Raw genomic sequence first — 23,704 nt, 5'->3', positions numbered from 1 at the left:
GAGCAGTGCCTCGGCGAGATCGGAGGCCATCCCACGGCGCCGCAGTTCCCGTACGGCGATGCTGGCCACCTCGACCGCCTCGTCCAGCAGTGGTACGGAGAGCAGCAGTTCGAACCGGTCGAGCAGCAGTGCCGGTCGGGGCACCCTGAGCCGGTCGTACTCCCTCTCGACGGCGGCGAACCGGCGCAGCGCCCCCGGTACGTCGCCGCCGTGGCTCGCGGCGATGCCGATGTTCCACCGGGTGTCGGCGGCGGCCAGGTCGAGACCGAGCTGTTGGAAGATGGCGGCGGCCGGGCCGAGGTCGTCGTCGACGCCCAGGCTCGCGCCCCGGTGCGCGTTGAGCAGTCCCCGGTTGTTCCGGGCACGTGCCTCCAGGAGCAGGTCGCCCTCGCGTTGTGCGATGTCCACCGCGATGCCGTAGTCCCGGACCGCCTCGTCGAACTGGCCTCGGTAGTGCAGCACCACGCCCCGCTGCATCCGGGCCCGCCCGGCGTCGGCGCCGGTCAGTCGGGGCAACGCCGAGGTGACCGCGGCCAGCGCCGCAGAGGTACGTCCGGCGTTGGCGAGTACGTAGCCGAGGCTCATCTTCGCCAGCGCCGCCGCCCGGGGTGATTCGGCGGCCCGCAGCGCCCGGCGCAGGTGCCGCAGGGCGCCCGGCAGGTCGTTGAGTTCCCGCAGGGCCAGTCCGATGGCCCGCTCGGCGGTGGACCGTTCGTCCGGATCGGGATGCCCGGCCGCCAGCACCCGCCGCCCGAGCATGACTGCCTCGCGCGGATAGCGTTGCACAGCGTCGAGGGCGTCCTGGGCCGTGGGACCAGCGGAACCGACGCCGTCGCCCATGGCAGACAGGGTCCCCGATAAATGACCTAGGGTCAATCTCCACGAGTCTTGCGGAACGGGGCGAATCCCGGCCGACGTGTCGGAAACTAATTATTGACAATCGACTATCTGCGGAAAAGAATTGGCGCGACCAGGGAATGTTCGAGAGGTCGGCTGCTGCCGTCGACCACACTTCTGACGACCATTTGGAGGACCGGTGCCGTCTGACCCTCCCGTCGCGCCGCGCCCGATCGGTCGATTGTCCCGTCGACGCCTTCTGGCGTTGTCCGTGCTGGCCGGCACGGCGCCGTTGAGCGCCGGACTGCGGGCGGCGCCCGCCGCCGCCGACAAAGACGACGACAGCGCGTACCAGCGGGCATTCCAGCAGGCGGTGGCGGACAACCGCGACGTCCGCCGGTACGACGTACCGGGTCGGGAGTTCCTCTACCGCCCCCGGCAGTTGCTGGTGGCGAACGCGGACGTCCAGCGGGTGACGGCCAGGCTGGTCAGCCTCGGGCACAAGGTCACCCGGGCCGGCGAATTCGCCGGTGTCACCCGGCTGCGCTTCGACCGGGAGACCGACGTGCCGTCCCTCGTGTCGAAGCTGCGCGACCCGCGACAGTGGCCGAACCAGCCGGTCCCCGGGGTGCAACCGCACCACGTGATGGTCGGCTACGGCAACATCATGGGCAACCCGGGAGGCCCGCCGCAGGCCGCCGCCGCGCTGCCCGACCCGGATCCGGCACACGCCGGCGAGGGCGCCGGAGTGACGGTGGGAATCTGCGACACCGGGGTCTGGCGGCTGGCCGCCAGCCGTCATCCACAGTGGCTCGGCGGCAGCTACCTGCCACAGGCCGACGACGAGGACCCGCTGTACCTGCACACCGACGTGCTCGGCCTGCAGGGCGGGCACGGCACCTTCGTCGCCGGAGTGGTCCGGCAGGCCGCGCCGGGTGTGCGGTTCGACCCGGAGCAGGCGCTGGATCCCACCGGCATCGGTGACGAGGAGATGCTGGTGGCGGCGCTGACCGGGCTCGCCCCGGAGGTGTCGGTCGTCAACCTGTCGCTGGGCGGTGTCACCCAGGACGACGCGCCGCCGCTGCCGCTGGTCAATCTCCTGGCCGGCCGACCGCAGGGCCGCGTCGTCGTGGCGGCCGCCGGCAACACCGGCACCAGCCGGCCGACCTGGCCGGCGGCGCTGCCGGACGTACTGGCGGTGGCGGCGGTCAGCCGAGGATCGGCGGGCATCGTGCCCGCCTCGTACAGCGCCTTCGGATCCTGGGTGAACGCGTGCACCGTCGGCGAACGGACCAGCACGTACGTCGACGGTCGGCTGCTGCTGCCCGGCCGGCCCGCCCGGCTGTTCTCCGGGTTCGCCGACTGGGCCGGCACCTCGTTCGCGGCAGCACACGTCTCGGGCCGGCTGGCCGCCCTGATGAGCGCCGGCGGCCTCGACGCCGAACAGGCCCGACAGGTCATGCTCGGCAACCCGCAGTGGCACCCCGACTATGGCGTACTCGTTGACTGACAATCCCGGCGACGGCCCGGCCGAGGGCGTCCGGACAGCGGACCCGACCCTGGTCGGCCTGGTCTCCGCTGCCGCGGGCGGCGACGAGCTGGCCTGGGCCGAGCTGGTCCGCCGCTACACCCCGCTGGTGCTGTCGGTGATCCGGGCGCACCGGCTGGACCGGACCGACGCGGCGGACGTGAACCAGACCGTCTGGCTGCGCCTGGTGGAGCACCTGGGTCGGGTACGCGAGCCGGCGGCGCTGGCGAGCTGGCTGGCCACCACCACCCGACGGGAGTGCTACCGGCTGCTGCGCGTCGGCCGGCGTACCCAACCGTTCGACCCGTACGACGACGCCGTCGAGGGGACGGTCGGCGTCTTCCTGTTGGCGGACTCCACGGCGCCGGACGAGAACCTGCTCCGGACGGAACGCCAGCAGGCGCTGCGGGACGGCTTCGGCCAGCTGCCGGCCCGCTGCCGGGAGCTGCTGTCCCTGCTGGTCGCCGATCCTCCGAGCAGCTACCGGGAGATCGCGGCGCGGCTGGGCATGCCGATCGGCAGCATCGGCCCCTCGCAGGCCCGGTGCCTGCACAAGCTGCGGAACTGTCCCGCGCTGGCTCCGTTCGTCGGGGAGCCCTCGGGCGCTCAGGGGAGCGGAGGTGAGCACGATGGAGCCATGGCCGCCGGTCGATGACGACGTCCTGCTGAGCGAGCTGGGCGAGGCCCTGCGCGCCTCGGGGCCGCCGCCCGAGGAGTTCCTGACCGCCGCCTACGCGGCGTTCGCCTGGCGGACGATCGACTCCGAGCTGGCCATCGCGGAGCTGACCTTCGACTCGGCGTGCGACGCCGAGCCCGCCGGGCTCACCCGGTCCGCCGGCTCCACCCGTACTCTCGCGTTCCACGCCGGCCCGGTCGTCGTCGCGATCGAGGTGACCGGGAACGGCATCGTCGGCCAGCTCTCGCCGGCTCGGGGTGGCCGGGTCGTCGCCCGTACCGGGCACGGCCCGTACGAGGAGGTGGCGGTGGATCCGGTGGGCTTCTTCTCGCTGGGTCCGCCCCCGTCCGGTCCGGTCCAACTGCACGCGCGGACCCCGGAGTACGCGGTGGCGACCGCCTGGGTCTCGCTCCGGTAGATCGCGGCCCGCCGCTCCCACCTCCGCATCCGCATCCGCATCTCCATTTCGCCACGCCGGCCGACCAGCGCCCTCGACCGTGCACCGGTCGAGGAGGCCCGTCGGTACCCCACTTTCCGGGCATCGCGACCTGCCCTTCCGTAGGCCCGGAAACGCGTGGGTGTACAGGAGGACGACCGGGCTCCGTTGATACAAATAGTCGCGCATTTTCTCCGTTCATATTCCATCGCATTCGAGAATTACCCCCTCCCCGGCAAATGTGGGCACGCGCGGCAATCGAATTTTCCGCCTATTCCATTGCTGCCAGTCATTGACATACAGTTCTTTCGCCGGCTTAGCGAGAGCGCTCCTCGCCATTCGACGCCCAGTACCTGAGGAGAAGAACCTGCCATGACCACCACCACTGGTCCACGCCTGCAACGAGCCGTCATACTGCTGTTCGGCGCGACGCTGGCGACCCTGCTGACGGTCTCCACCAGTGGCGCCGCCATGGGCGGCGCCGTCGGCACCGGGTCGGACACGGCCGCGGCGGTGTCCGCGCGTACCGATGTCTACATGAAGGACACCGCGTCCGACGTCGGGTACGAGCCGCACGGTGCGATCTATTCGTCCTTCTTCAACAGCCCGGACGTCAAGATCTGCCCCACCGCGACCGAGTGTGCGGCCAGCACGAATCCGGTCGTCGGGTCGACGAGCTACATCTTCGCCAAGCTCCGGAACCCGGGCCCGTACGGGCAGGGCACCAGCACCGGCACCCTGCGCGCGTACTACACCACCTCGGGTGGCGGGGCGAACTGGCCGGCGCACTGGACCCCGATCGGCACGAAGACCCTGCCGGTCGCGGCCGGTGAGACGGTCACCTCCATCGAGTGGCCCAACGTGCCCTCCATCGGCCACTTCTGCCTCCTGCTCCGGTGGGACTCGGACACGGATCCGATGAACTTCGAGGGCACGTCGACGTCCATCAACACGCAGTACAACAACAACCTCGTCTGGAAGAACGCCAACACCGTTCCGGCCACACCGGGTGGGCCGCCCGTGGTCCGGCCGTACGCGCTGGCGAACGCGCTTCCGGTACCGGCCAACTTCGACCTCGTGTTCCGGCCGGCGGACCAGGTCGTCCCGGGGGTGAAGGTCGTCGTCGACCTCGGCCCGGAGCTGTTCGAGCGGTGGGTGAAGGCGGGCCGGGGCGGTGAGGGCGTCCGGGTGGTCGGCCGGAACCAGCTCGAGGTGGACCCGAGTCGGGCACAGATCAAGGACCTGCTGATCAATCCGGATGAGCGTCCGGTCCTTCAGTTGAGCTTCGCGGCCGGCGATGCCAAGCAGAAGCCGTACGTGCTCCAGGTGTTGCAGGTCGGGCCGGCTCGCGAACTCGGGGAGAAGTTCGTGGTGGGCGGGGTGGACTACACCATCGTGCCCGGCCGCGGCTGACGAGGGGGACGGTGGGCCGGAGGACGGGGAGTGACTGCCCGTCCGCCGGCCCACCGGCATCGCGCCGCCCGGCCACTTTCGCGCTCGGCACGACGCAGCGGCGCGTGGCACTCTGACCGGCATGAGGATCTACGCCGATCGTATTCCGACCGCCGCCCGTCAACTCCTCACCGACCTGTTCGTGATCGCCTGGATCTACCTGTGGATCCGGGCCGCGCTGGCGCTGTACGACCTGATCCAGAAACTCGCCGTACCCGGGCAGAAGTTGGAGAGCGCCAGCGGCGGGCTGGCGGACAATCTCGCCGACGCCGGAAGCAAGCTCGACCGGGTACCGGTGGTCGGGGACGAGCTGACCGCCCCGTTCGAACAGGCCGCCGACGCCGCCCGCGCGATGGCCGACGCCGGCCGGGACCAGCAGGCCCTGGTCGGCGACCTGGCACTCGCCCTGTCGCTGGCCCTGCTGGTCTTTCCCCTGGGACTGGTACTGCTCGGCTGGCTGCCGCTGCGGCTGCGTTGGATGCGCCGGGCCGGCGCCGCCCGGACGCTGCGGGCCGCGCCCGCCGGCCGGGACCTGCTCGCGCTGCGGGCGCTGGCCACCCAGCCGCTGCGCAAGCTGACCCGGATCGACCCGGATGTCGCGCAGGCGTGGCGGCGCGGCGACGACGCGGTGGTCGAAGCCCTCGCCGCGCTGGAACTGCGGGCTCTCGGCCTGGGACCGGGGAGAATGGGCCGATGACCGATTTTCCGCGCCGCCCGCTCGGCGCGACCGGCCTGCTGGTCACGCCGGTCTGCGTCGGCGGCGGCCCGCTGGGCAGCATGCCGGGCCTCTTCGGGTACGACGTCAGCGCCGAACGCGGCACCGAGACCGCCGTCGCCGCGTTCACCGGCCCGTTCAACTTCCTCGACACCGCCGCCGGCTACAGCGACGGGGCGAGCGAACGGCGGATCGGTGCCGCCCTGGCCCGGATCGGTGGTGTACCGGACGGCTTCGTGCTCGCCACCAAGGTGGACCGGAACTTCGAGACCGGCGACTTCTCCGGCGCGCAGGTCCGCCGGTCGGCCGAGGGCAGCCTCGAACGGCTGGGCCTGGACCGGCTGCCGCTGGTCTACCTGCACGATCCGGAGCACATCAGCTTCGAGGAGGGGATGGCACCGGGTGGACCGGTCGAGGCGTTGCTGGCCCTGCAACGCGAGGGCGTCATCGGGCAGCTCGGCGTGGCCGGCGGCCCGGTGGACCTGATGGCGCGGTACCTGCGTACCGGTGTCTTCACGGCGCTGATCACGCACAACCGCTGGACCCTGGTGGAGCAGTCGGCCGGAGACCTGCTCGACGAGGCCGTCTCGCTCGGCGTCGGCGTGGTCAACGGCGCACCCTTCGGCGGCGGCATCCTGGTCAAGGGCACCGCCGCCACCAGCAAGTACGCCTACCGGACGGCCGACGAGGAGGTGCTGCGCCGGATCCGGGCGATGGAGGAGGCGTGCGCCGCGCACGACGTACCGCTCGCGGCGGCGGCGCTACAGTTCTCGACCCGCGACCCCCGGATCACCTCGACCATCGTCGGCGTCTCCCGCCCGGAACGGATCGCCGCGACCGCCCGGCTGGCCACCTGGGACATCCCCGGGGAACTGTGGGAGACGCTGGCTCCACTCGCCGCGCCGAAGGAGTTCTGGCACGGCTGACCGGCTGGTCGCAGGCTCAGGCCGGCGGGATACGACGGCGTACGTCCTGCGCGGTCGAGGGACCCGGCTGCCAGGGCGCCACCCACGGGTGGTCGTCGGCCGGGGTGATCACCCCCTGCTCCAGGAACGCGTACCGGCCGGCGAGGATCCGCTTCGCCGCCGCCGCGTCGACGGAGTCGGTGTTCTCCCACAGGGCCCGGAACAGTGCGGCGATCCGTACCCGGGCCTGCCGGCAGAACAGGTCGGCCAGTTCGACGCCCTCTGGCCGGGTCTCCCGTTCGGCGTGGGCCCGTACGCAGACCGCCGACATCGCGAACAGCTCCGCGCCGATGTCGACGATCCGGCCGAGGAAGCCCTGCTTGCGCTCCAGCTTCCCCTGCCACCGGGACATCGCCAGGAACGTCGACCGGGCCAGTTTCCGGGATGACCGCTCGACATGCCGCAGGTGGCCGGCGAGGGGACCGTACTCGGCGTACCCGCTCGGGTTCTGGCCGCGACCGACCGCGAGCGACGGCAGCCACCTCGCGTAGAACGCACCCGCCTTCGCGCCGGCCCGGACCTTGCGGCCCAGCTCGGCCTCCGGGTCGATGATGTCGCCGGCCACCGACAGGTGGGCGTCGACCGCCTCCCGGGCGATGAGCAGATGCATGATCTCGGTGGAGCCCTCGAAGATCCGGTTGATCCGCAGGTCGCGCAGGATCTGCTCGACGGCGGCCGGCCGCTCGCCCCGGGCGGCCAGCGAATCGGCTGTCTCGTAGCCGCGCCCGCCCCGGATCTGGATCAGTTCGTCGGCGATCTGCCAGGCCATCTCGCTGGCGTAAAGCTTGACCAGTGCCGCCTCGATCCGGATGTCGTTGGTGTCGTCGTCGGCGAGCAGGCAGCAGAGGTCGAGCATGGTCTCCATGCCGTAGGTGGTGGCGGCGATGAAGGCGAGCTTGCTGGCCACCGCCTCGTGCTCGCCGACCGGCCGACCCCACTGGACCCGGTCGGCGGCCCACTCCCGGGCCACGTTCAGCGACCACTTGCCGGCGCCGACACACATCGCCGGCAGTGAGAGCCGTCCGGTGTTCAACGTGGTCAGGGCGATCTTCAGGCCGCGCCCCTCGCCGCCGATCACGTTCTCGGCCGGTACGAGCACGTCGGAGAAGCGGGTCAGGCTGTTCTCCAGTCCGCGCAGTCCGAGGAAGGCGTTGCGCCGCTCGACGGTGATCCCCGGCGAGTCGGCCTCGACCACGAACGCGGTGATCCCGCCGCGCCGGCCCTCCGCCTTCGGCACCCGGGCCATCACCACCAGCAGGTTCGCCACCGTGCCGTTGGTGGCCCACAGCTTCACGCCGTTCAGCCGGTAGCCGGTGCCGTCCTCGGTCGGCTCGGCGGTGGTGCCCAGCCGGGCCGGGTCGGAACCGACGTCGGGCTCGGTGAGCAGGAACGCCGACACCTCACCGGCGGCCAGCCGGGGCAGGTAACGCTGCTTCTGCTCGTCGGTGCCGAACATCTTCAGCGGCTGCGGCACCCCGATCGACTGGTGCGCCGACAGCAGCGCCCCGATCGACGGGTTGACCGAGCCGGCCAGCATCAACGCCCGGCAGTAGTGCAGGTTCGACAGGCCGAGACCGCCGTACTTCTCGTCGATCTTCATCCCGAAGGCGCCGAGCCGGGCGAGCCCCTGGAACACCTCGTCCGGGATGTGCGCGTCGCGTTCGATCGCCGCACCGTCCACTTCGGTCCGCACGTACGCCCCGAGCCGGTCGAGGTACTCCTCCGCCCTGGCGGCCCGCTCCGGGTCGGGCTGTGGCCACGGGTCGATCAGGTCCAGCCGGAACCGGCCGAGGAAGAGTTCCTTGCCGAAGCTCGGCTTGCCCCACTCGACCTCCCGGGCCGCCTCGGCAACCTGCCGGGCCTCCCGCTCGGTGACCTGCCCGGCCTCCTTCGGCAGCGGCCCGACTCCGTCCGAGCCGCCCGACCCGGCCGAGCCCTCCGGCCCGGCCGAGCCGTCCGACCCGTCCGCCGCCGACGTACTGTGCTCCGTCGTGGTCACGGCAACCTCCTCGGGGATGTAAGGAAGGGCCCCTTCTTATCGTTTTCTGTTGTAGAAGGGGCCCTTCCTAACGCTCCTGATGTCCGTGCGGACAACGCTACGCCGATTTGTTACCCGCCGGTAGCACGAGTTATGCCGTCGGCGTCCGGCCATCCCCCGTGCGCGTCATTGCGTGGACGCATTCCACAGAGGTCCTGGATCTCGCCACGGATGGCGCCCGGGGCCTTCACTGTCCGAGCCGGAGCCACTACGGTGCGTCCAGGAATCGACCAAGGTAGCTACCGGCGCCGACGGAACGGTGCCGGGCGGCGAGGGGGGATGGTGGACGAACAGGATGGCCGGGCTCGCGACGACCAACGGGGCGAGCGACCGGTCGAGGCCCCGCTGATCGAGTTCATCCGGGCGCAGCTCCGCCGGATGCGGGTCGCTGCCGGCCTGTCCCAGGACCAGTTCGGCAGGCGGATCAACTTCTCCGGTTCGCTGGTGAGCGCGGTGGAGACCGGCACCCGCCCGCTGGACGCCCGCTACCTGACCCTGGCGGACCGCGAACTCGACACCGGCGGCCTCTTCATGGAGCTGCTCCGGGTCGCCACCCGGGACGGGCAGTGGTTCCGCTCGTGGCGGGAGGCCGAACGGAACGCCCGGATACTACGGACGTTCCAACCGAACCTGGTGCCGGGACTGTTGCAGACCGAGGCGTACGCCCGGACGGTGATCGCCGCCGGCAGCCGGCTCACCGAGCAGGAGATCGACCGCCGGGTGGCCGTCCGGCTGGAGCGGCAGGCCATCCTCACTCGGGAGCTGCCGGTGCAGCTCTTCGCGGTGCTGGACGCCACCGTGCTGGGCCGGTTGATCGGAACTCGGGCGATCATGCGGGAGCAGCTCGACCACCTGGTCGCGATGGCCGAGCTGCCGAACGTCGACCTGCTGGTCGGGCCGGCCGGCATCGGCATGTACGCCGGGCTGGCCGGGCCGTTCGTGCTGGCCGCGCAGGAGGGCAACGGCTGGCTCGGCTATCTGGACAATCTGCTCCGTGGTCAGATCGTCACGCTGCCCGACGAGATTGATAGCCTGCAGGAGGCGTGGGAGTGCGTCCGCAGCGAGGCGCTGCCGCGCCAGCACTCCCTCGACCTGCTCAAGGAAGCGGCGAAGACATGGACCTGAGCGACGCCCAGTGGCGCACCTCCACCCGCTCCTCCAACGGCGGTGACACCTGCGTCGAGGTGGCCGACAACCTCTCCGACGCCGTACACGTCCGCGACAGCAAGGACCGTGAGGGCCCGATCCTCACCTTCGACCCCACGGCCTGGCGCGCCTTCGTCCACACCGTCAGCACCCACTGAGCCGCAGGCGCGTCTGACGAGGTGCCGCGAAAGGCGGTCCGGGACGTGACACGGAAGCATCCCGTGAGATTGGCAGTCAAGGCGACGCCGCTCTGCGGTACGTTCGCTGGTCATGCTCACCACGCGCCTCGACCTTGACCGGATTCGCGCGGCCCGCCGCGTGATCGACCCGATCTTTCTGGATACCCCGCTGTACCAGTGTGACGCGCTCGGACGCCGACTCGGCTGCACGGTGAGTATCAAACTCGAGACGGCGAACCCGGTACGCAGCTTCAAGGGCCGGGGCACCGAGCTTGTCGCCAGCCTGCTGACCGGCCAGGGCCGCACAGCCGCAGTGTGCGCCAGCGCTGGCAACCTCGGCCAGGCACTCGGTTGGTCAGGTCACCGCCGCGGCCTCGACGTGACGGTCGTGGCGTCACGCAGGGCACCCGCCGCCAAGCTCGGTCGGATCCGCGCGCTGGGTGCGGCGCTGGAGTTGGTCGACGGCGACTTCGAGCAGGCCCGCGAACGGGCTGCGAGTATCGCGCAACAGCGCCGCGTCCGGCTGATCGAGGACAGCCGGGACATCGAGACCTGCGAGGGTGCGGCGACCATCGGCCTGGAACTGGCGAGCGCGGATTCCTCCTTGGACACCGTCCTGATCGCCCTGGGCGGCGGCGCGATGGCCACCGGTGTCGGCTACGTCCTGAAGACCCTGTCGCCAGACGTCCAGGTGATCTGCGTACAGCCGCTGGGCGCACCCGCGATGACCCGCTCCTGGCACGAGCGCCGGGTCATCACCACCGACTCGACCGACACCATCGCCGACGGCGTCGCCGGCCGGTACCCCATCCCGGCGGTCCTGAACGACCTCTTGCAGGTGGCCGACGATGCGGTCCTGGTCCGTGAAGCGTCGATCATCGAGGGCATGCGGATGCTCCTGGAGCACGCTGGCCTGGTCGTCGAACCCTCAGCGGCCCTCGGCATCGCGGCCGTCCTGGAAGACCCCGACCGCTTCGCCGGCCGCCACGTGGTCACCGTCATCTGCGGCAGCAACGTCGACCTTGATGCCTACCACCGGTGGGTCCGCCGGTGAGCCAGCAAGAGGCCGGTGAGCCAGCAAGAGGCCGGTGAGCCAGCAAGAGGCCGGTGAGCCGGGGAACCGTGGAACCGTGGACGCCGCCGGCTCATCGGCCATCTTGACCCGGACGCCGGCTCGGCTACCGACCCGATAGCCGAGCCGACACCGGAGCGGGGATCAGGTGACCGGCTGGGCGGCACCGTTCCACACCGGCGGGGCGTAGCCGGCCGGCTTGTCGCCGATCCCGAGGCCGGGGCTGACGATCCAGGACTGGTACTCGGGCGTGAACATCGTGTACGGCCCGGTCAGTGGTGCGGCGCTGGCCTCGTCGAGCCGGCGGCGCGCATCCGACGGGATCTCGAAGTCGAGCGCGGCCATGTTGCCCGCCAACTGCTCGGAACTGCTCGCCCCGATGATCGCCGACCCGACCCCGGGCTGGGTGGCCACCCAGTTGATCGCCACCTGGGCCATGCTCCGGCCCAGTTCGGCGGCCACGCCCTCCAGCGCGTCGATCACCCGCCACTCCTGCTCGCCGATCGGCCGCTGGTGCCCGCCCGGCGCACCGAGCCGGCCCTCGCCGGCCACGCCGTCGCCGGTCCGCCGGTACTTGCCGGTGAGCAGCCCGCCACCGATCGGGCTCCACGCGGTCAACCCCAACCCCAGGGACTGGGCCATCGGTACGAACTCCGGCTCGATCCCCCGGGCGATCAGCGAGTACGGCAACTGGAGGCTGATCAGCGGAGTGCCCGAGTGCGCCTCGGCGAGGCTCTGTGCGCGGGCGGCGTACCAGGCGGGGACGTCGGAGAGGCCGGCGTACCGGATCTTGCCGGCGCGTACCAGGTCGTCGAAGGTACGCACGACCTCCTCGACCGGGGTGATCCGGTCCCAGGTGTGCAGCAGGTACAGGTCGAGGTAGTCGGTGCCGAGCCGGCGGAGGGTCGCGTCCAGCGCCCGGATGACGTGCTTGCGGCCGTTGCCGCTGGCGTTCGGGTCGGCCGGGTCGATGCTGTTGGTGAACTTGCTGGTCAACACGATCTTGTCCCGCACTCCGGCGGACGCGATCAACCGGCCGAGGATGCGTTCGCTCTCCCCCGCCGTGTAGAAGTCCGCCGTGTCGACGAAGTTGCCGCCCGCCTCCAGATAGCCCCGGAAGACGGGCTCGGCCTCCGCCTCGGTCCTGCCGTACGCGGCGTGGAAGCCGGCGGTGCCGAAGTTCATCGTGCCCAACGCCAGCCGGCTCACCCGAAGTCCCGACCGGCCGAGCAGGTAATAGTCGTTCATGAAGTGCTCCCTCGCAGAAGGCTGAGCGTGTGGTCGGCCCCGGAAGTGGGCCACCGGTCCCCAACCCTGCGTCGCAATAAATGGACCGGCAAGTCCAAAGTTCTCGGATGGGCGAGCGATAGAATGGACCGAATAGTCCAGCGGAGCGGGGCGGCATGAACCGGACATTAACCCATAAGGGGGCCGCGACCCGGCAACGGATCATCGAGGGGGCGGCGGCGGAGGTCCGCGAGCGCGGTATCGCGGCCACCACGCTCGACGACGTACGGGCCCGGACCAGCACCAGCAAGAGCCAGCTCTTCCACTACTTCCCGGACGGCAAGGACGAACTGCTCCTCGCGGTCGCCCGGTACGAGGCCGACCGGGTACTCACCGACCAGCAGCCACAACTCGGTGACCTCACCTCCTGGCCGGCCTGGTCGGCCTGGCGGGACCGGGTCGTCGCCCGCTACCTCGGCCAGGGAATGGACTGCCCCCTGAGCGGCCTCGTCGCACACCTCGGCCGCGCCACCCCCGGCGCCCAGGCGGTGGTCACCGAACTGCTCCGCACCTGGCAGGCGGAGATCAGCGCGGGAGTCCGGCACATGCAGACGATCGGCGAGGTCGACCCCCGACTCGACGCCGACCAGGCCGCCGCCGCCCTGCTCGCGGGCATCCAGGGCGGTGTCGTGGTGATGCTCGCGACCGGCCGGATCACCCACCTGGAGGCCGCGCTCGACGTCGGCATCGGCAACCTCCGGGCCAGCCGGCGACTCGACCCACCGGTCCCGTCCGTGGGCAGCTCAGGATGACGCCGCAGCCGATCCCGGTACGCGGCGCAGCTCGGTCAGCACGTACCTGGCCACCCCCCTAGCCAAGGAGATCGCCCAGCTTCGCCGCCGCCGCGTACGCCGCCCGCTCGTCCGCCGGCTCCGGAAAACTCAGCGTGGAGAGCAGATCCCCACGGCGTACGGTCACGAAGAGCATGACCCTGTCCGGTGCCCCGGAGGACTCGATCCGACCTCGGACGAGCAGCGTGTCCTCGGCCGGGAAGTCCGCCCCGACAACGGCGAACGAGAGGGCTCCACCCAGAATCGGATACTCCGGGCAGGTCTCGACGACCCGTCGCACATCCGTGACGGCCCGCGCCGCCCAGCCGGGCTCGTACGCCTCGACGACATGCGTCGCGATCAGGTTCGTCTGCCCCTGCTGGAAGCGGCGCTGCACCGCGTCCCGCCGGTGCCCCTGTGCGGGATAGTCCTCGTTCCGGTACCCGGGGCAGTCGGCCTGCAACCACGGCCAGGGCGGTTTCTCCGGCGGGGTCGGGCCCTCCCGCCAGCCGCTGCCGAGCCAGGTGGGCGGCAGCAGAGCCGCGTCGAGCAGGCCCGGTCCGGCGGATCCGGTCCGCTCCGCGGGAACGGACGCTGCTGTCGTACCCGCAGATCCTGGAGCCCGGCCCGGACCGCATCCGGCGCTCGACGTGGCGATTCCCGACACGGCCAGTAGCAGGATCGCCGTGGCCCTGAGCCGGGTCCGCGCCAACCTGCCGGCCGACGACGGCGGCGGCAGCGGCAGCACCGACGGCGCCGGCTGCGGCTCTGTTCGACTCGTCACGCCACTACGACGGCGCCAGCGGATGGCGAGGTTGCCTGCCGTGGGAATGCTCTCGGCCGGGCTGGTCGGTGCCGGGCTGGTCGGTGCCGGGCTGGTCGGTGCCGGGCTGGTCGGTGCCGGGGTCGGTGCCCGGCGGACCGGCCGGGCTACTCGCCGCCCGCTCGGTTCCGGCCCTTGCGGGCCCTCCGAGCCGAGAAGCGGCTTTCGCCCAGCCGGTCCGTTCCCCCGGCCCCCCGGGCTATCCCGTAGCGACTCGCAATGCTCGCTCCGGGTCGGTGTAGTCGGCTTCCGCCGGGGCGGTCGCCGGGCGGTGCGGAGTGTTCACCGGCTTCGGCTTGCCGACCAGGTATCCCTGGGCGAAGTCCACTCCGTAGTCGCGGAGCAGGTTCATCGTCACCTGGTCCTCGACGTGCTCGGCGGCGGTACGGATGCCGAGTGCCCGGCACATGTCGACGATCGACCGCACGATGGTCCGGTTCGCCGCCGAGTCCTGGATACCGGAGATGAACTCGCCGCCCACCTTCACCAGATCCACCGGGAAGTAGGTGAGGAAGGCGAACGGGACATATCCCGACCCGAAGTCGTCGAGGGCGAGTTGGCAGCCGATCTCCCGGATCCCGTGCGCGAAGTTGTGCGCCTCGGTCAGGTTCGCGATCCGTGCCGTCTCGGTGATCTCGAACGTGAGCTGGCCGGGATCGACGTCGTAGTGCAGAAGACTGCCCTGGACGTGTTCGAGCAGGTGCGGGTCACCGAGCGACCGGCTGGACAGGTTCACCTGGTAGTGCGAGGTGTGCGCGCCCCGCGCGATCAGTTCCATTGTCCGGTCGATGACCCATCGGTCGATCGGCAGCACCTCGTCGATCCGCTCCGCGTCGCCGAGCAAACTCGACGCCGAGTAGGCCTTGCCGCCGTCGTCCACCAGCCGGAGCAGGATCTCCTGCCGGGTGATCTGGTTGAGCCTCATGTCCAGGATCGGCTGGGTGTAGAGGGTCAGCCGGTCGTCGGCGAGGTACGCCCGAACTCGGTTCCGGCAGATCTCCCGGCGCTCGTCGGCGGGTGCCGGCTGCTCCAGTGCCACGCACGGCACACCCGAATCCCTGGCCTGCCGCCAGGCCGTCTCCGCGTCGACGAGCAGGTCGATCCCCCGGGTCTCGTCCCGGCCCTGGTACCGGACCAAGCCGCCGGCCGCGTCGAGCCGCAGTCGGGCCTGGCCGACCACGAAGGGTTGGTTCCGGATGCCCTCCACAATGGTCCTCGCCAGCGCGGTGGCGGAGTCGAGCGTCGTCCGGTGCATCAGCACACCGAATTCCCCCGAACCGGTACGACCGCAGACGTCCGCACGCCGGGCGGCCCGACGGACGACCGTGGCCACCGCCGAGGCGAGCCGGTCCTGGTCGTCCGTGCTGGCACCGACCGCCGGCTCGACGGCCACCACCAGCAGTACGCCGGAGCCGCCCCGCCGCGCGGTGTCGATCTCGTCGGCGAACCGCTGCCGGCTGAGCAGGCCGGTGGCCGGATCACGCCCGGCCAGTTCGGTCTGCACGGTCTCCCGACGCCGAGCCAGCCGGACCCGCTCCTGCCGGGCCAACTCGACCTCGGTGATGTCCTGTCCGGTGACGACGATGCCGTACGGATGGTTGTCCCCGTCGACGACGAACTCGACGTGACAGTGCACGTACCTGGTGACCCGATCCGGGCGCACCACCCGGAACGTGGTCTCCTTCACCGTCCGCTCCCGCCACGCGGCCTCGACGGTCCGGCGTACCTCGTCGGCGTCGTCGGGATGGATCAGCCGGGTCAGCAGCCTGATCGAGGGTCGCGTCGTACCGGGCGGATAGCCGAAGATCAGCGACATCTCGTCCGACCAGGTCAGCTCCTCGCTGGCCCGCACCCAGGTGAGGGTGCCGAGCTTGGCGATCTGGGCCGCCCGGCTGATCCGCGCCGCCTCGTCGACGTCCGCCGCGAGCGGATCCCGTACGTCGATGTCGTCGATCAGCTCCCGCCCCGCGGAGACCGCGCGTTGGTACTCCTGCTGGACCCGACGGGTGGCCCGACGGGCCCGGGCCCGTTCCAACTGGCTGAGCGTCTGGTCCGAGGCCATCGCGAGGATGTCGTCCAGGTTCATCCCCGCCCCCTTCCGGCGGGCGCGTCGAATCCCGCCTGCTGCGCGAGTTCCTTCAACCGGCGCCGAGCCTCCTGCCGGTAGGCGCGCACCGTGTTGTAGGCGATGCCCAGCACCTGGGCGATCTCCAGATCGGACCAGCCCTCGAAGGCCATCGTGAAGACCTCTGCCTGACGCGGCGGCAACTGCGGCAACCAGCTACGCAGCAGCTCCCGCGCCTCCGCGGAGTCGGCCGGCTCGGCGAGGCGTTCCGGCGGCACCTCGTCCAGGCCCAGCACCACGTCCTGGCGGTAGCGCCGCCGCAGAACCAGCAGCTTGTACCGCGCGGTCTTGTACATCCAGGCCAGCGGCTTCTCGAAGTCGCGGATCTGCTCCCACTTGTCCCGGGCCGTGATGAAGGCTTCCTGTACGGCATCCTCGACCAGTCCGCGGTCCGCGCACTGACTCGACAGGAAGCGTTCGACCTGGACGATGTTCTGCTGGCAGAACTCCTCGAAACTCAGATCCGGCTCCGCCTGCCCCCGGTCCCCCAACCGGGCGGCCGACTCGGCCCGCACCATCGCATTGTCCCCACTCCTCATGCCGCCACCTCGCTGTGCTCGGCGTCGTCATGAGTCTGCGAACTGAGCCAACCGATTCGCTCGCAACACTCGCTCATGCCCGCCACCTCGCTGTGCTCGGCGTCGTCATGAGTCTGCGAACTGAGCCAACCGATTCGCTCGCTACACTCGCTCATGCCGCCCTGCTCCCGTCTGTTCGACGGGAACCGTGCGGTTGTGGCCCACGGAGTTCGACAATGCGGTGTCCGTCGCGGTCCCGCTCGTCGATCCGTACGTCCGCCTGCGCGCCGCCGGCAAGCCGGATCAGACCCGTGGTCCGGGCCTGGGTCCGCGCCGACCATTCCCGCTCCGATTGCATCCGCGTCCGGTGTCGGATGTAACCACGCAGCAAACCTCCGAGCCCTAATCCCCCGACCAGGCCCGCCATGGCCGCTGTCACCGAACTCCCGGTCGACAGCCCCCCCAGCAAATCTGCCATCCTCGCCTCTCGCCATCCGTAGTTACCGTGCCGCGTATAACTCTCCGTCAAGGGCGTCGGTGTAGGGGGCGACCCGCTGAGGCGAAGATGGCGATGATCAAAAAAGCGTTGTCTAGCTGGGCGACTTCGGTTGATCGGACATCGTAGACAAGCCGATCATAGGAACATGACTACTGTCCAGTATGGATTACAGAGAGTATTTTAGCGCTCACATCAGGACCGCGGCGAAGCGTCACGGTCCGGAACAGCCTCGTCGTCCTCGTCATCCTCGCCGTCGGCCCAGTTGCGGCGCGAGAACGGCAGGGCGGCCCAGAACGTCAGGAACCACACCCCGGTCAGCCCACTGAGGACGAACGCCACCGGGCGGGGCAGGATGAAATCCGTGATCAGCAGCACCGAGCTGACCATCGAGATCAGCATGAACGCCAGCCCGCCGGTTGCCATGCTGTGCGCGTACCGAACCAGCTCGGGCTTGCGCCCCTGCCGGAACAGCGCCCGGTGGAACGCGACCGGCGAGATGATCAGTGCCGTGGCCGCCGCGGCGGCGAGCAGCGCGACGACGTAGGTGTCCTTCTGGAATTCCGTGGTCTTCGGGAAGCCGTTGCTGAACGGCAGGGTGAGCAGGAACGCGAAGAGGATCTGCACCCCCGTCTGCGCCACCCGCAACTCCTGCAACAGGTCGGCGAAGTTCCGCTGCCAACGCTGCTTCTCGGTCTCCACGGCCACCTGGGCCACCTCGCCTTCCGGTCAAGGACCTCTATCCGGCCCAAGGTCCGGAACAGCTTGCCCAGACCGGACGAACCCGAAACATGAAGGCTTCTTGCATGAGATTCGGTGGCGACGCCCGAGTTCCGAATCTATTCCAAATGCTTTCCACCGCCAGTCACCCCGGCCGGCGGGAGCGCCTTCCCCTCGACCTCCCGTCGCCCGCCGCCCCGTCGCCGGACAGGAGGACCTACCAGGGCATCACTCGGACCGCACGGGCGACGGTGCCACGGTCGGGCGGCCGAAATCCGAACTTTTCCGTGGTTTCTGATCACGGTTACCACATTGGTCGACGAAGGTCGAACCGGGATACGATTCCGAAACCGCACATGATCAACAAATGCCGTCCGGATCACGGCGGTCGACCTGGAATGCGCCGCCAGACCGCCAGCCTCGCCCGGTCGCGGTTCCGAATACCGCCACCGCGATGGAGAGCCGCTGACCTGCGGATCGGAGGGGACGATGGAGTTCCGCGTACTCGGGCCGCTGTCCGTTACGACCGATACGGGCGAAACACTCGAAATCGGTCGACCGAAACTGCGACTGCTGCTGACCGTACTGCTCGCCAACGCCAACTCCGTGGTGTCGGTCGAGAGTCTGGTGGACTCCCTGTGGGAAGTCCGGCCGGTCCGATCGGCACGGGCGAACCTCAAGACGTACATCTGGGCGTTGCGGCGGGTACTGGCACCGGCGGACCCGGCCTCGGCGACGATCAGTACCGACCCGCACGGCTATTCGATCAAGGTACCGCCGGACCGACTGGACATGCTGGTGTTCGAACGGCTGGCCGGCGCGGGCCGGGCCGCACGGGAGCAGGGTGACGACCAGCTCGCAGGAGTTCACTTCGAGGAGTCCCTGGCGCTGTGGCGCGGATCGGCGTTCGCGGACGTTCCCAGCCCCACGCAGGCCATCGCCGCGACTGTCACACACCTGGAGGAGCAGCGACTCACCGTCGTGGAGGAACTGTTCGACGTGCGCGTACGGTCGGGCCGACATGCCGAGGTCGTGGGCGAGTTGCAGACCTGGGTCCTCCGGTACCCCCTGCGGGAGCACCTCTGGGAGCAGTTGATGCTGGCGCTGTACCGCGACGGCCGGCAGGCCGAGGCCCTCGCCGCCTACCAGCGCCTGCGCCGCCGTCTGATCGACGATATCGGCGTGGAACCGAGCCCGTCGGTGCAGGCACTGCACCGCCGTATCCTCGCCACCGACCCGGCCCTCAGCCAGACCGCCGAACCCGTCGTCGTCACTGCGGCCAAGGCCGCCCCCACTCCGCCCCGACAGCTACCACTCGACGTCGCGACCTTCGTCGGTCGTGACGAGGAGCTCGACCGAGTGGAACGGCACTTCGCCGAAGCCCACGCCAACGGCCCCAGTCTGCTCGTCATCCACGGTTCGCCCGGCGTCGGCAAGTCGGCCCTGGCGATCCGTTCCACCAGGCTGGCCGCGCACCGCTTTCCGGACGGCCAGCTCTATCTCAACCTGCACGGCGCCACCCCCGGTGCCACCCCCATGTCCCCGACCGACGCCCTCGGCCGGTTCCTCCGCTCCCTCGGCGTACCGGCCAGCGACGTGCCGTACGACCTCGACGAAGCCGCCACCCTCTTCCGCACGCTCACCGCGGACCGGCGAATCCTCGTCGTCCTGGACAACGCGGCCAGTACCACCCAGGTCCGGCCGCTCCTGCCCGCCGGCCCCGACGCCGCCGTCCTGGTCACCAGCCGGGCCAGCCTGGCCGCCCTCGACGGCGCGACCCACCTGCACCTGTCGCCGCTGCACCCGGACGCCGCGTACGCCATGCTCGACCGGTTGATCCACACCTCCGACCGTGCCCGCGACCCGGCGGCCACCCGGCGACTCGCCAGACTCTGCGACCACCTGCCCCTGGGTCTCCAGCTCGCCGGCTCGCGCCTCAAGACCCGCCCCACCTGGACCGTCGCGCACATGGTCGAACGCCTCACCGACGAGCGGCACCGACTCGCCGAACTCGCCGTGGGCGACCTCGCGGTACGCACCAGTCTGAGCGTCAGTTACACCGCCCTGCAGCGCAGCGACGACCCCGGCGACCGCGCCGCGGCGCGCGCGCTCTGCCTGCTCGGACCGCTCCGCGTGAACAGCATCGACCTCAGTCTCGCGGCGGCGCTGTTCGACACCTCCGTCGTGGAGGCGGGACAGGTCGTCGAACACCTGGTCGACGCGCACCTGGTCGAGGCGGCCGAACCCGGCCGCTACTACCTGCACGACCTCGTCCGCCTCTTCGCGGCCGAAGTCGCCGCCGAGCGGTCCGGCCGGGACGAGGTCGACGCAGCCCTCACCCGGGGCTTCCGCCACCTCCTCAGCGCCGCCCGCCAGTGCGCCACCCTGGCCTACCCACGCCGTACCCACTACCCGGTCGAGGTGGAGACGGCAGTGCCGCCACCGTCGGGCCCGGACCAGGCCCGCGAATGGCTCGAACGCGAACGCAACAACCTCGTCTCCGCCGCCCGCCAGGCACTACCTGGCCCGGTCGAACACGCCCGCCTCGGCGTGGGCATCGCCCTCAGCCTGCACTGGTTCTTCCTTCACGCGCGATATCCCCAGAACGCCATCGGTCTGCTGGAGGAGACCATCCAGGCCACGAGGCGGCTGGGCGACCGCCGATCCGAGGCGAACGCGCACGACAGCCTCGGTTGCGCCCTTCTGTCGACCGGGAAACTGGCGGAGGGGATGCGCCGCCACGAAGCCGGCCTGGCGATCTGCCGGGAGATCGGGGACTCGTTCGGCGAGCAGCGCGCCCTCGGCAATCTCGGCAACGCCCACCTGATCCGGTCCCAGCCGGAGGAGGCCATCCCGTTCCTGGAGCGCCAACTCGCACTGGCGCGGGCGATCGACGCGGAGATCGGTGAGGCGTACGCCCTGCTCTGCCTCGGTGTGGCGTACAACAGGCTCGGCCGGTCCGACGAGGCGGCGGGGCTTCTCAACCGGGCGCTCGCGTGGAGCGAACAGGCCCGTGACGACTACGTCGCCAGTGCCGTGCTGGTCGAGTCGGGGTCGACCTACATCAGACAGGGACGCCTTCCGGAGGCGATAGTCGCGCTGGAACGCAGCATCGAACGGGCCCGCAGGGCCGGGTACCAGGACGGCGAAGCCCGCGCGCTCACCGCATTGGTTCAGGCGTGGCGGCTGCTCGGCTGTACCGACACGGCGCTGCGGTACGCCCAGGAGGCCAGCTCGCTCGCCGAAGCCTCCAGCAACGTGCGGGTCAAGGCCGCCCTGCGGACCGAGTGCGCCGAGCTGGTCACCGCGTCCCAGTGACAGCGGCCCGGCCGGCCCCGGGTACTGCCGGGAGCCGGCCGGTCCTCCCTCTCGGGCAGTTCCGTCAGGCGGCGCAGGTGCCGCAGCCGGCACCGTAGCGGTACTGGAACACCCCGTTGCAGATCCGGTCGTAGATGATCTCGTTCTGCCAGAACTGGCACTGACCGCAGTGGGAGTACTGGCTGTAACAGGCGGCCGCGGCATCCGCGTCGGCCACCGGAACCACCAGCCGGACGAGCCGTTCACCCACGGACGTGATGAGGTTGACCATCATCTTTCCCCTTCCTCGATTACTTGACTGCTGTCCACGCTAGGCACCGCATGTACGCCGGAGATGCAGCCGGGATATATGCGGCGCCTCCAGCGGGGTAACCGGACGGTGGCCCGATTTCCCTATTCGCCGCGTCCGGAGTTCAGACGGAGCAGGTCATACAGCCAGCGCCGACCTTCCGCGTCCACCTGCCGTTGCAGATCTCGTCGTACACGAGTTCGTCGATCCACAACGCGCACGGCCTGCAGTGTGAGTACTCGTACACGCAGCCCGCCGCTGCGGCGTCGACCTCGGCGGCGGGCATGGCGAGACGGACCAGCCGCTCGCTGGCGTACCTGAGGAGTTGCACTTCGTTGCCTCCTTCGTCGGGTGGTTGCTGGTAGTCGACGCTAGGCAGGGAACATGCACCGGAAATACAGCCTGGGTATATCCGTCGGTTCACGGGAACGGTCCGCCGACATGGACCGGAAGATATGAAAGGGCAGCCGCGCACATCGCCGGTTTCAGTTTGGTATATCCCCGCACGCTCGGCGTTTCCGAGCGGAGAACCGCTATCCGGTCCGGCGGTTGACCGCCGGTGAACCGCCCGTGTACCGCGACGGTCGATCCTGACTCGCGGACATGCCGCGCGAAAGGGGAGAGTGGATGAGAAGCAGTATCCGAAGCCGACGGCTCGGTGCCCGTGCCGGTGTCGGCCTCGTGCTCGCCGCACTACTGACGACGTCCGCCGATCCGGCGCTGGCCGTATCCGAGCCCGGTCCGGCCGCCCTGGACGGCGCCGTGGTCCAGGTGATGACCTGGAACATCGCCGGCGGCGCCATGGACGCCGGGGCACCGGCGTGGGCCGCCCACATCGCCTCCCAGAACGTCGGCGTGGTCGGCCTCCAGGAGGTCTGCGAGTACCAGGTGGACGACATCGAGGCCAGCCTGGAGGCGAGTACCGGCAGCGCGTGGAGTTCCGGCTTCGGGGTCGCGCAGGACTTCGCCTGGGGATGCCTGGCCGGGTACGGCCAGGCACTCTTCGTCCGGACGGACCTGAGCCCACGGGCCTGGACCAATACGCCCTTCCCCCGGGACGGGGTCGGCTGTGACAACGATCCGGAGGAGCGGGCCTACCAGGCGGTGACGATTCGACTCGGCACCGTGGACGTCCGGGTGCTGAACACCCATCTGGGTACCGGAGGCGACGCGATCTGTCAGATGCCGCATCTCGCGCAGGTCGGCGCCCAGTCGGCGTACGCCGTCGTCCTGGGCGATCTGAACGCCCGCCCCACGGAACCGGCCCTGCGGTCGTTCCCGACCGCCGGGTTCGTGAACCCGCACCCGGACACCCATTACACAGTCGCCAACGATCCGGCGAACTGCGCCCGGCAACCGACGATCAAGATCGACTATGTCTGGATCCGGGGCCTCCGGACGGGAGCGTCACCCGCGCCCGTCTGCAACCGCGCCTCGGACCATCGGGCGCTGGTCGGCGCGGTCGTCGCCCCCTGATCCGCCGGACCCGAAGGGGTGCGATGTCCTACGAATTCCGCCTGCTCGGCCCGCTGGAGGTCCACCACCACGGCCGGCCCCTCACCGTCGCGGGCGCGAAGCGACGCCTGCTGCTGTTGTCGCTGCTCCTGCACCTCAACCGGCCGGTGAGCCTGGAGTGGCTCAGGGATGCCCTCTGGGACGTGCAGCCTCCGGTGTCGGCGACGTCCAACATCCGCGGCTACGTCATGTCGCTCCGGCAACAGATCGCCCACCCGGACGAGGTCCAGATCGTCACCTGCGGCAACGGCTACCAGTTGGTGGCGCCCGCCGCGTACGTCGACCTCACCGAGTTCGACAGCCTGACGAGGTACGGGCGGAACGCGATGGCGCAGGGCGAGTTCTCCGGCGCCGCTCGCGCGTTCGACGCCGCACTGGCCCTCTGGCGGGGACCCGTCGGTGACGGCGCGTCCCCGGGAAAAGCGCTGGAAAACCGCCTACTCGTCCTGGTCGAGCAGCGGATGACCACCCGGGAGGATCTCGCCGAGGCACGCCTCGCGCTCGGGCAGCTCGCCGAGGTGATCGCCGATCTACGGATACTGGTGGCGGACGAGCCACTTCGCGAGCGGGCCTGGGCGCAGCTGATCCGGGCGCTCTACGCCAGCGGAGACACCGCCGGGGCGCTCGCCGCGCACTCGGCGGCCCGCTCGCTCCTGGTGGACCGGCTCGGCCTCGAACCGGGGCACGAGTTGCGGGACATCCAACAGGCGATCCTCCGTCGGGATCCGGAGCTGGCCCGGGCACGGGTCCGGATGGCCTCCCCACCAGCTCCACCGGAGATCCGGGAACCCGTCGAGAT

22 protein-coding genes and 1 pseudogene are annotated in these 23,704 nt (G+C 70.4%); 13 read left to right on the top strand and 10 right to left on the bottom strand.

What is annotated here, in order from left to right; translation table 11 throughout:
• Positions 1 to 840: pseudogene (locus I0C86_RS18145) on the bottom strand (CHAT domain-containing protein); the annotation flags it as partial.
• A gap of 238 nt (positions 841 to 1,078) precedes the next feature.
• Between I0C86_RS18145 and I0C86_RS18140 the strand changes: the two are divergent.
• From I0C86_RS18140 to I0C86_RS18115, 6 genes are all read left to right on the top strand, one after another.
• Positions 1,079 to 2,347, top strand: coding sequence for a S8 family peptidase (locus tag I0C86_RS18140; RefSeq protein ID WP_230394348.1), 1,269 nt, complete (start codon positions 1,079 to 1,081; stop codon positions 2,345 to 2,347).
• Positions 2,340 to 3,020, top strand: coding sequence for an RNA polymerase sigma factor (locus tag I0C86_RS18135; RefSeq protein WP_230394347.1), 681 nt, complete (start codon positions 2,340 to 2,342; stop codon positions 3,018 to 3,020). Before I0C86_RS18140 ends, I0C86_RS18135 begins: the two co-directional genes overlap by 8 nt.
• The gene (locus tag I0C86_RS18130) at positions 2,995 to 3,459 is read left to right on the top strand and encodes a hypothetical protein (RefSeq protein ID WP_196202429.1); all 465 of its coding nucleotides are present in this window, start codon (positions 2,995 to 2,997) and stop codon (positions 3,457 to 3,459) included. The genes I0C86_RS18135 and I0C86_RS18130 overlap by 26 nt, the downstream gene beginning before the upstream one ends.
• Before the next feature lie 390 nt (positions 3,460 to 3,849).
• On the top strand, positions 3,850 to 4,890 hold the full coding sequence (locus I0C86_RS18125) for a hypothetical protein (protein WP_196202428.1): 1,041 nt from the start codon (positions 3,850 to 3,852) through the stop codon (positions 4,888 to 4,890).
• A gap of 121 nt (positions 4,891 to 5,011) precedes the next feature.
• Positions 5,012 to 5,626, top strand: a complete 615-nt coding sequence (locus I0C86_RS18120; protein ID WP_196202427.1) for a hypothetical protein — start codon at positions 5,012 to 5,014, stop codon at positions 5,624 to 5,626.
• Positions 5,623 to 6,570: an aldo/keto reductase gene (locus tag I0C86_RS18115; protein WP_196202426.1), complete on the top strand. Its 948-nt coding sequence runs from the start codon at positions 5,623 to 5,625 to the stop codon at positions 6,568 to 6,570. Before I0C86_RS18120 ends, I0C86_RS18115 begins: the two co-directional genes overlap by 4 nt.
• Before the next feature lie 16 nt (positions 6,571 to 6,586).
• On the opposite strand, the gene I0C86_RS18110 is transcribed toward I0C86_RS18115, so the two are convergent.
• Complete coding sequence (locus I0C86_RS18110) at positions 6,587 to 8,608, bottom strand: acyl-CoA dehydrogenase family protein (RefSeq protein WP_196202425.1); 2,022 nt, start codon at positions 8,606 to 8,608, stop codon at positions 6,587 to 6,589.
• Between the two features lie 318 nt (positions 8,609 to 8,926).
• On the opposite strand from I0C86_RS18110, the gene I0C86_RS18105 reads away from it, so the two are divergent.
• From I0C86_RS18105 to I0C86_RS18095, 3 genes are all read left to right on the top strand, one after another.
• The gene (locus tag I0C86_RS18105) at positions 8,927 to 9,772 is read left to right on the top strand and encodes a helix-turn-helix domain-containing protein (RefSeq protein WP_196202424.1); all 846 of its coding nucleotides are present in this window, start codon (positions 8,927 to 8,929) and stop codon (positions 9,770 to 9,772) included.
• Positions 9,763 to 9,951, top strand: coding sequence for a DUF397 domain-containing protein (locus I0C86_RS18100; RefSeq protein ID WP_196202423.1), 189 nt, complete (start codon positions 9,763 to 9,765; stop codon positions 9,949 to 9,951). Before I0C86_RS18105 ends, I0C86_RS18100 begins: the two co-directional genes overlap by 10 nt.
• 112 nt (positions 9,952 to 10,063) lie before the next feature.
• Positions 10,064 to 11,026: a threonine ammonia-lyase gene (locus tag I0C86_RS18095; RefSeq protein ID WP_196202422.1), complete on the top strand. Its 963-nt coding sequence runs from the start codon at positions 10,064 to 10,066 to the stop codon at positions 11,024 to 11,026.
• Between the two features lie 162 nt (positions 11,027 to 11,188).
• Here I0C86_RS18095 and I0C86_RS18090 read toward each other — a convergent pair whose 3' ends face one another.
• Positions 11,189 to 12,292 (bottom strand): aldo/keto reductase, encoded by a 1,104-nt coding sequence (locus tag I0C86_RS18090; protein WP_196202421.1) that lies wholly within the window; start codon positions 12,290 to 12,292, stop codon positions 11,189 to 11,191.
• 155 nt (positions 12,293 to 12,447) lie between these two features.
• Between I0C86_RS18090 and I0C86_RS18085 the strand changes: the two genes are divergently transcribed.
• Positions 12,448 to 13,083 (top strand): TetR/AcrR family transcriptional regulator, encoded by a 636-nt coding sequence (locus tag I0C86_RS18085; protein ID WP_196202420.1) that lies wholly within the window; start codon positions 12,448 to 12,450, stop codon positions 13,081 to 13,083.
• A gap of 58 nt (positions 13,084 to 13,141) precedes the next feature.
• Here I0C86_RS18085 and I0C86_RS18080 read toward each other — a convergent pair whose 3' ends face one another.
• From I0C86_RS18080 to I0C86_RS18060, 5 genes are all read right to left on the bottom strand, one after another.
• Positions 13,142 to 13,885 carry a hypothetical protein gene (locus I0C86_RS18080; RefSeq protein ID WP_196202419.1) on the bottom strand — a complete coding sequence of 248 codons (744 nt, stop codon included), beginning with the start codon at positions 13,883 to 13,885 and terminating at the stop codon, positions 13,142 to 13,144.
• A gap of 238 nt (positions 13,886 to 14,123) precedes the next feature.
• Positions 14,124 to 16,010, bottom strand: coding sequence for an EAL domain-containing protein (locus I0C86_RS18075; RefSeq protein ID WP_196202418.1), 1,887 nt, complete (start codon positions 16,008 to 16,010; stop codon positions 14,124 to 14,126).
• Positions 16,007 to 16,588 (bottom strand): RNA polymerase sigma factor, encoded by a 582-nt coding sequence (locus I0C86_RS18070; RefSeq protein ID WP_196202417.1) that lies wholly within the window; start codon positions 16,586 to 16,588, stop codon positions 16,007 to 16,009. The genes I0C86_RS18075 and I0C86_RS18070 overlap by 4 nt, the downstream gene beginning before the upstream one ends.
• A complete protein-coding gene (locus I0C86_RS18065; RefSeq protein WP_196202416.1) occupies positions 16,585 to 16,743 on the bottom strand; it encodes a hypothetical protein in 159 nt (52 codons plus the stop codon). The genes I0C86_RS18070 and I0C86_RS18065 overlap by 4 nt, the downstream gene beginning before the upstream one ends.
• Before the next feature lie 515 nt (positions 16,744 to 17,258).
• Positions 17,259 to 17,771: a DUF6328 family protein gene (locus tag I0C86_RS18060; RefSeq protein WP_196202415.1), complete on the bottom strand. Its 513-nt coding sequence runs from the start codon at positions 17,769 to 17,771 to the stop codon at positions 17,259 to 17,261.
• A gap of 501 nt (positions 17,772 to 18,272) precedes the next feature.
• Between I0C86_RS18060 and I0C86_RS18055 the strand changes: the two genes are divergently transcribed.
• A complete protein-coding gene (locus I0C86_RS18055) occupies positions 18,273 to 21,101 on the top strand; it encodes an AfsR/SARP family transcriptional regulator (RefSeq protein WP_196202414.1) in 2,829 nt (942 codons plus the stop codon).
• A gap of 64 nt (positions 21,102 to 21,165) precedes the next feature.
• Here the strand turns inward: I0C86_RS18055 and I0C86_RS18050 are convergent, their stop codons facing one another.
• Both I0C86_RS18050 and I0C86_RS18045 read right to left on the bottom strand, forming a co-directional pair.
• On the bottom strand, positions 21,166 to 21,375 hold the full coding sequence (locus I0C86_RS18050) for a hypothetical protein (protein WP_196202413.1): 210 nt from the start codon (positions 21,373 to 21,375) through the stop codon (positions 21,166 to 21,168).
• A 139-nt stretch (positions 21,376 to 21,514) separates the two neighbouring features.
• Positions 21,515 to 21,721, bottom strand: coding sequence for a hypothetical protein (locus tag I0C86_RS18045; protein ID WP_196202412.1), 207 nt, complete (start codon positions 21,719 to 21,721; stop codon positions 21,515 to 21,517).
• A 296-nt stretch (positions 21,722 to 22,017) separates the two neighbouring features.
• Here I0C86_RS18045 and I0C86_RS18040 point away from each other — a divergent pair, with 296 nt between their 5' ends.
• Both I0C86_RS18040 and I0C86_RS18035 read left to right on the top strand, forming a co-directional pair.
• Positions 22,018 to 22,866, top strand: a complete 849-nt coding sequence (locus I0C86_RS18040; RefSeq protein WP_196202411.1) for an endonuclease/exonuclease/phosphatase family protein — start codon at positions 22,018 to 22,020, stop codon at positions 22,864 to 22,866.
• Positions 22,867 to 22,889: 23 nt separating this feature from the next.
• On the top strand, positions 22,890 to 23,704 hold an 815-nt coding region (locus tag I0C86_RS18035; RefSeq protein ID WP_196202410.1), incomplete at its 3' end, for an AfsR/SARP family transcriptional regulator.

Source organism: Plantactinospora alkalitolerans, assembly GCF_015690345.1.
Lineage (GTDB): Bacteria > Actinomycetota > Actinomycetes > Mycobacteriales > Micromonosporaceae > Plantactinospora > Plantactinospora alkalitolerans.
Note: the sequence above shows the minus strand (reverse complement) of the source record. Positions and strands in the feature narration are given on the sequence as shown.

Excerpts from the sequence above, each read along its gene's own strand:
- I0C86_RS18130 (WP_196202429.1), top strand. The coding sequence starts at position 2,995 with ATGGAGCCATGGCCGCCGGTCGATGACGACGTCCTGCTGAGCGAGCTG.
- I0C86_RS18125 (WP_196202428.1), top strand. The coding sequence starts at position 3,850 with ATGACCACCACCACTGGTCCACGCCTGCAACGAGCCGTCATACTGCTG.
- I0C86_RS18120 (WP_196202427.1), top strand. The coding sequence starts at position 5,012 with ATGAGGATCTACGCCGATCGTATTCCGACCGCCGCCCGTCAACTCCTC.
- I0C86_RS18115 (WP_196202426.1), top strand. The coding sequence starts at position 5,623 with ATGACCGATTTTCCGCGCCGCCCGCTCGGCGCGACCGGCCTGCTGGTC.
- I0C86_RS18105 (WP_196202424.1), top strand. The coding sequence starts at position 8,927 with ATGGTGGACGAACAGGATGGCCGGGCTCGCGACGACCAACGGGGCGAG.
- I0C86_RS18100 (WP_196202423.1), top strand. The coding sequence starts at position 9,763 with ATGGACCTGAGCGACGCCCAGTGGCGCACCTCCACCCGCTCCTCCAAC.
- I0C86_RS18095 (WP_196202422.1), top strand. The coding sequence starts at position 10,064 with ATGCTCACCACGCGCCTCGACCTTGACCGGATTCGCGCGGCCCGCCGC.
- I0C86_RS18090 (WP_196202421.1), bottom strand. The coding sequence starts at position 12,292 with ATGAACGACTATTACCTGCTCGGCCGGTCGGGACTTCGGGTGAGCCGG.
- I0C86_RS18085 (WP_196202420.1), top strand. The coding sequence starts at position 12,448 with ATGAACCGGACATTAACCCATAAGGGGGCCGCGACCCGGCAACGGATC.
- I0C86_RS18075 (WP_196202418.1), bottom strand. The coding sequence starts at position 16,010 with ATGAACCTGGACGACATCCTCGCGATGGCCTCGGACCAGACGCTCAGC.
- I0C86_RS18070 (WP_196202417.1), bottom strand. The coding sequence starts at position 16,588 with ATGAGGAGTGGGGACAATGCGATGGTGCGGGCCGAGTCGGCCGCCCGG.
- I0C86_RS18065 (WP_196202416.1), bottom strand. The coding sequence starts at position 16,743 with ATGAGCGAGTGTAGCGAGCGAATCGGTTGGCTCAGTTCGCAGACTCAT.
- I0C86_RS18055 (WP_196202414.1), top strand. The coding sequence starts at position 18,273 with ATGGAGTTCCGCGTACTCGGGCCGCTGTCCGTTACGACCGATACGGGC.
- I0C86_RS18050 (WP_196202413.1), bottom strand. The coding sequence starts at position 21,375 with ATGATGGTCAACCTCATCACGTCCGTGGGTGAACGGCTCGTCCGGCTG.
- I0C86_RS18040 (WP_196202411.1), top strand. The coding sequence starts at position 22,018 with ATGAGAAGCAGTATCCGAAGCCGACGGCTCGGTGCCCGTGCCGGTGTC.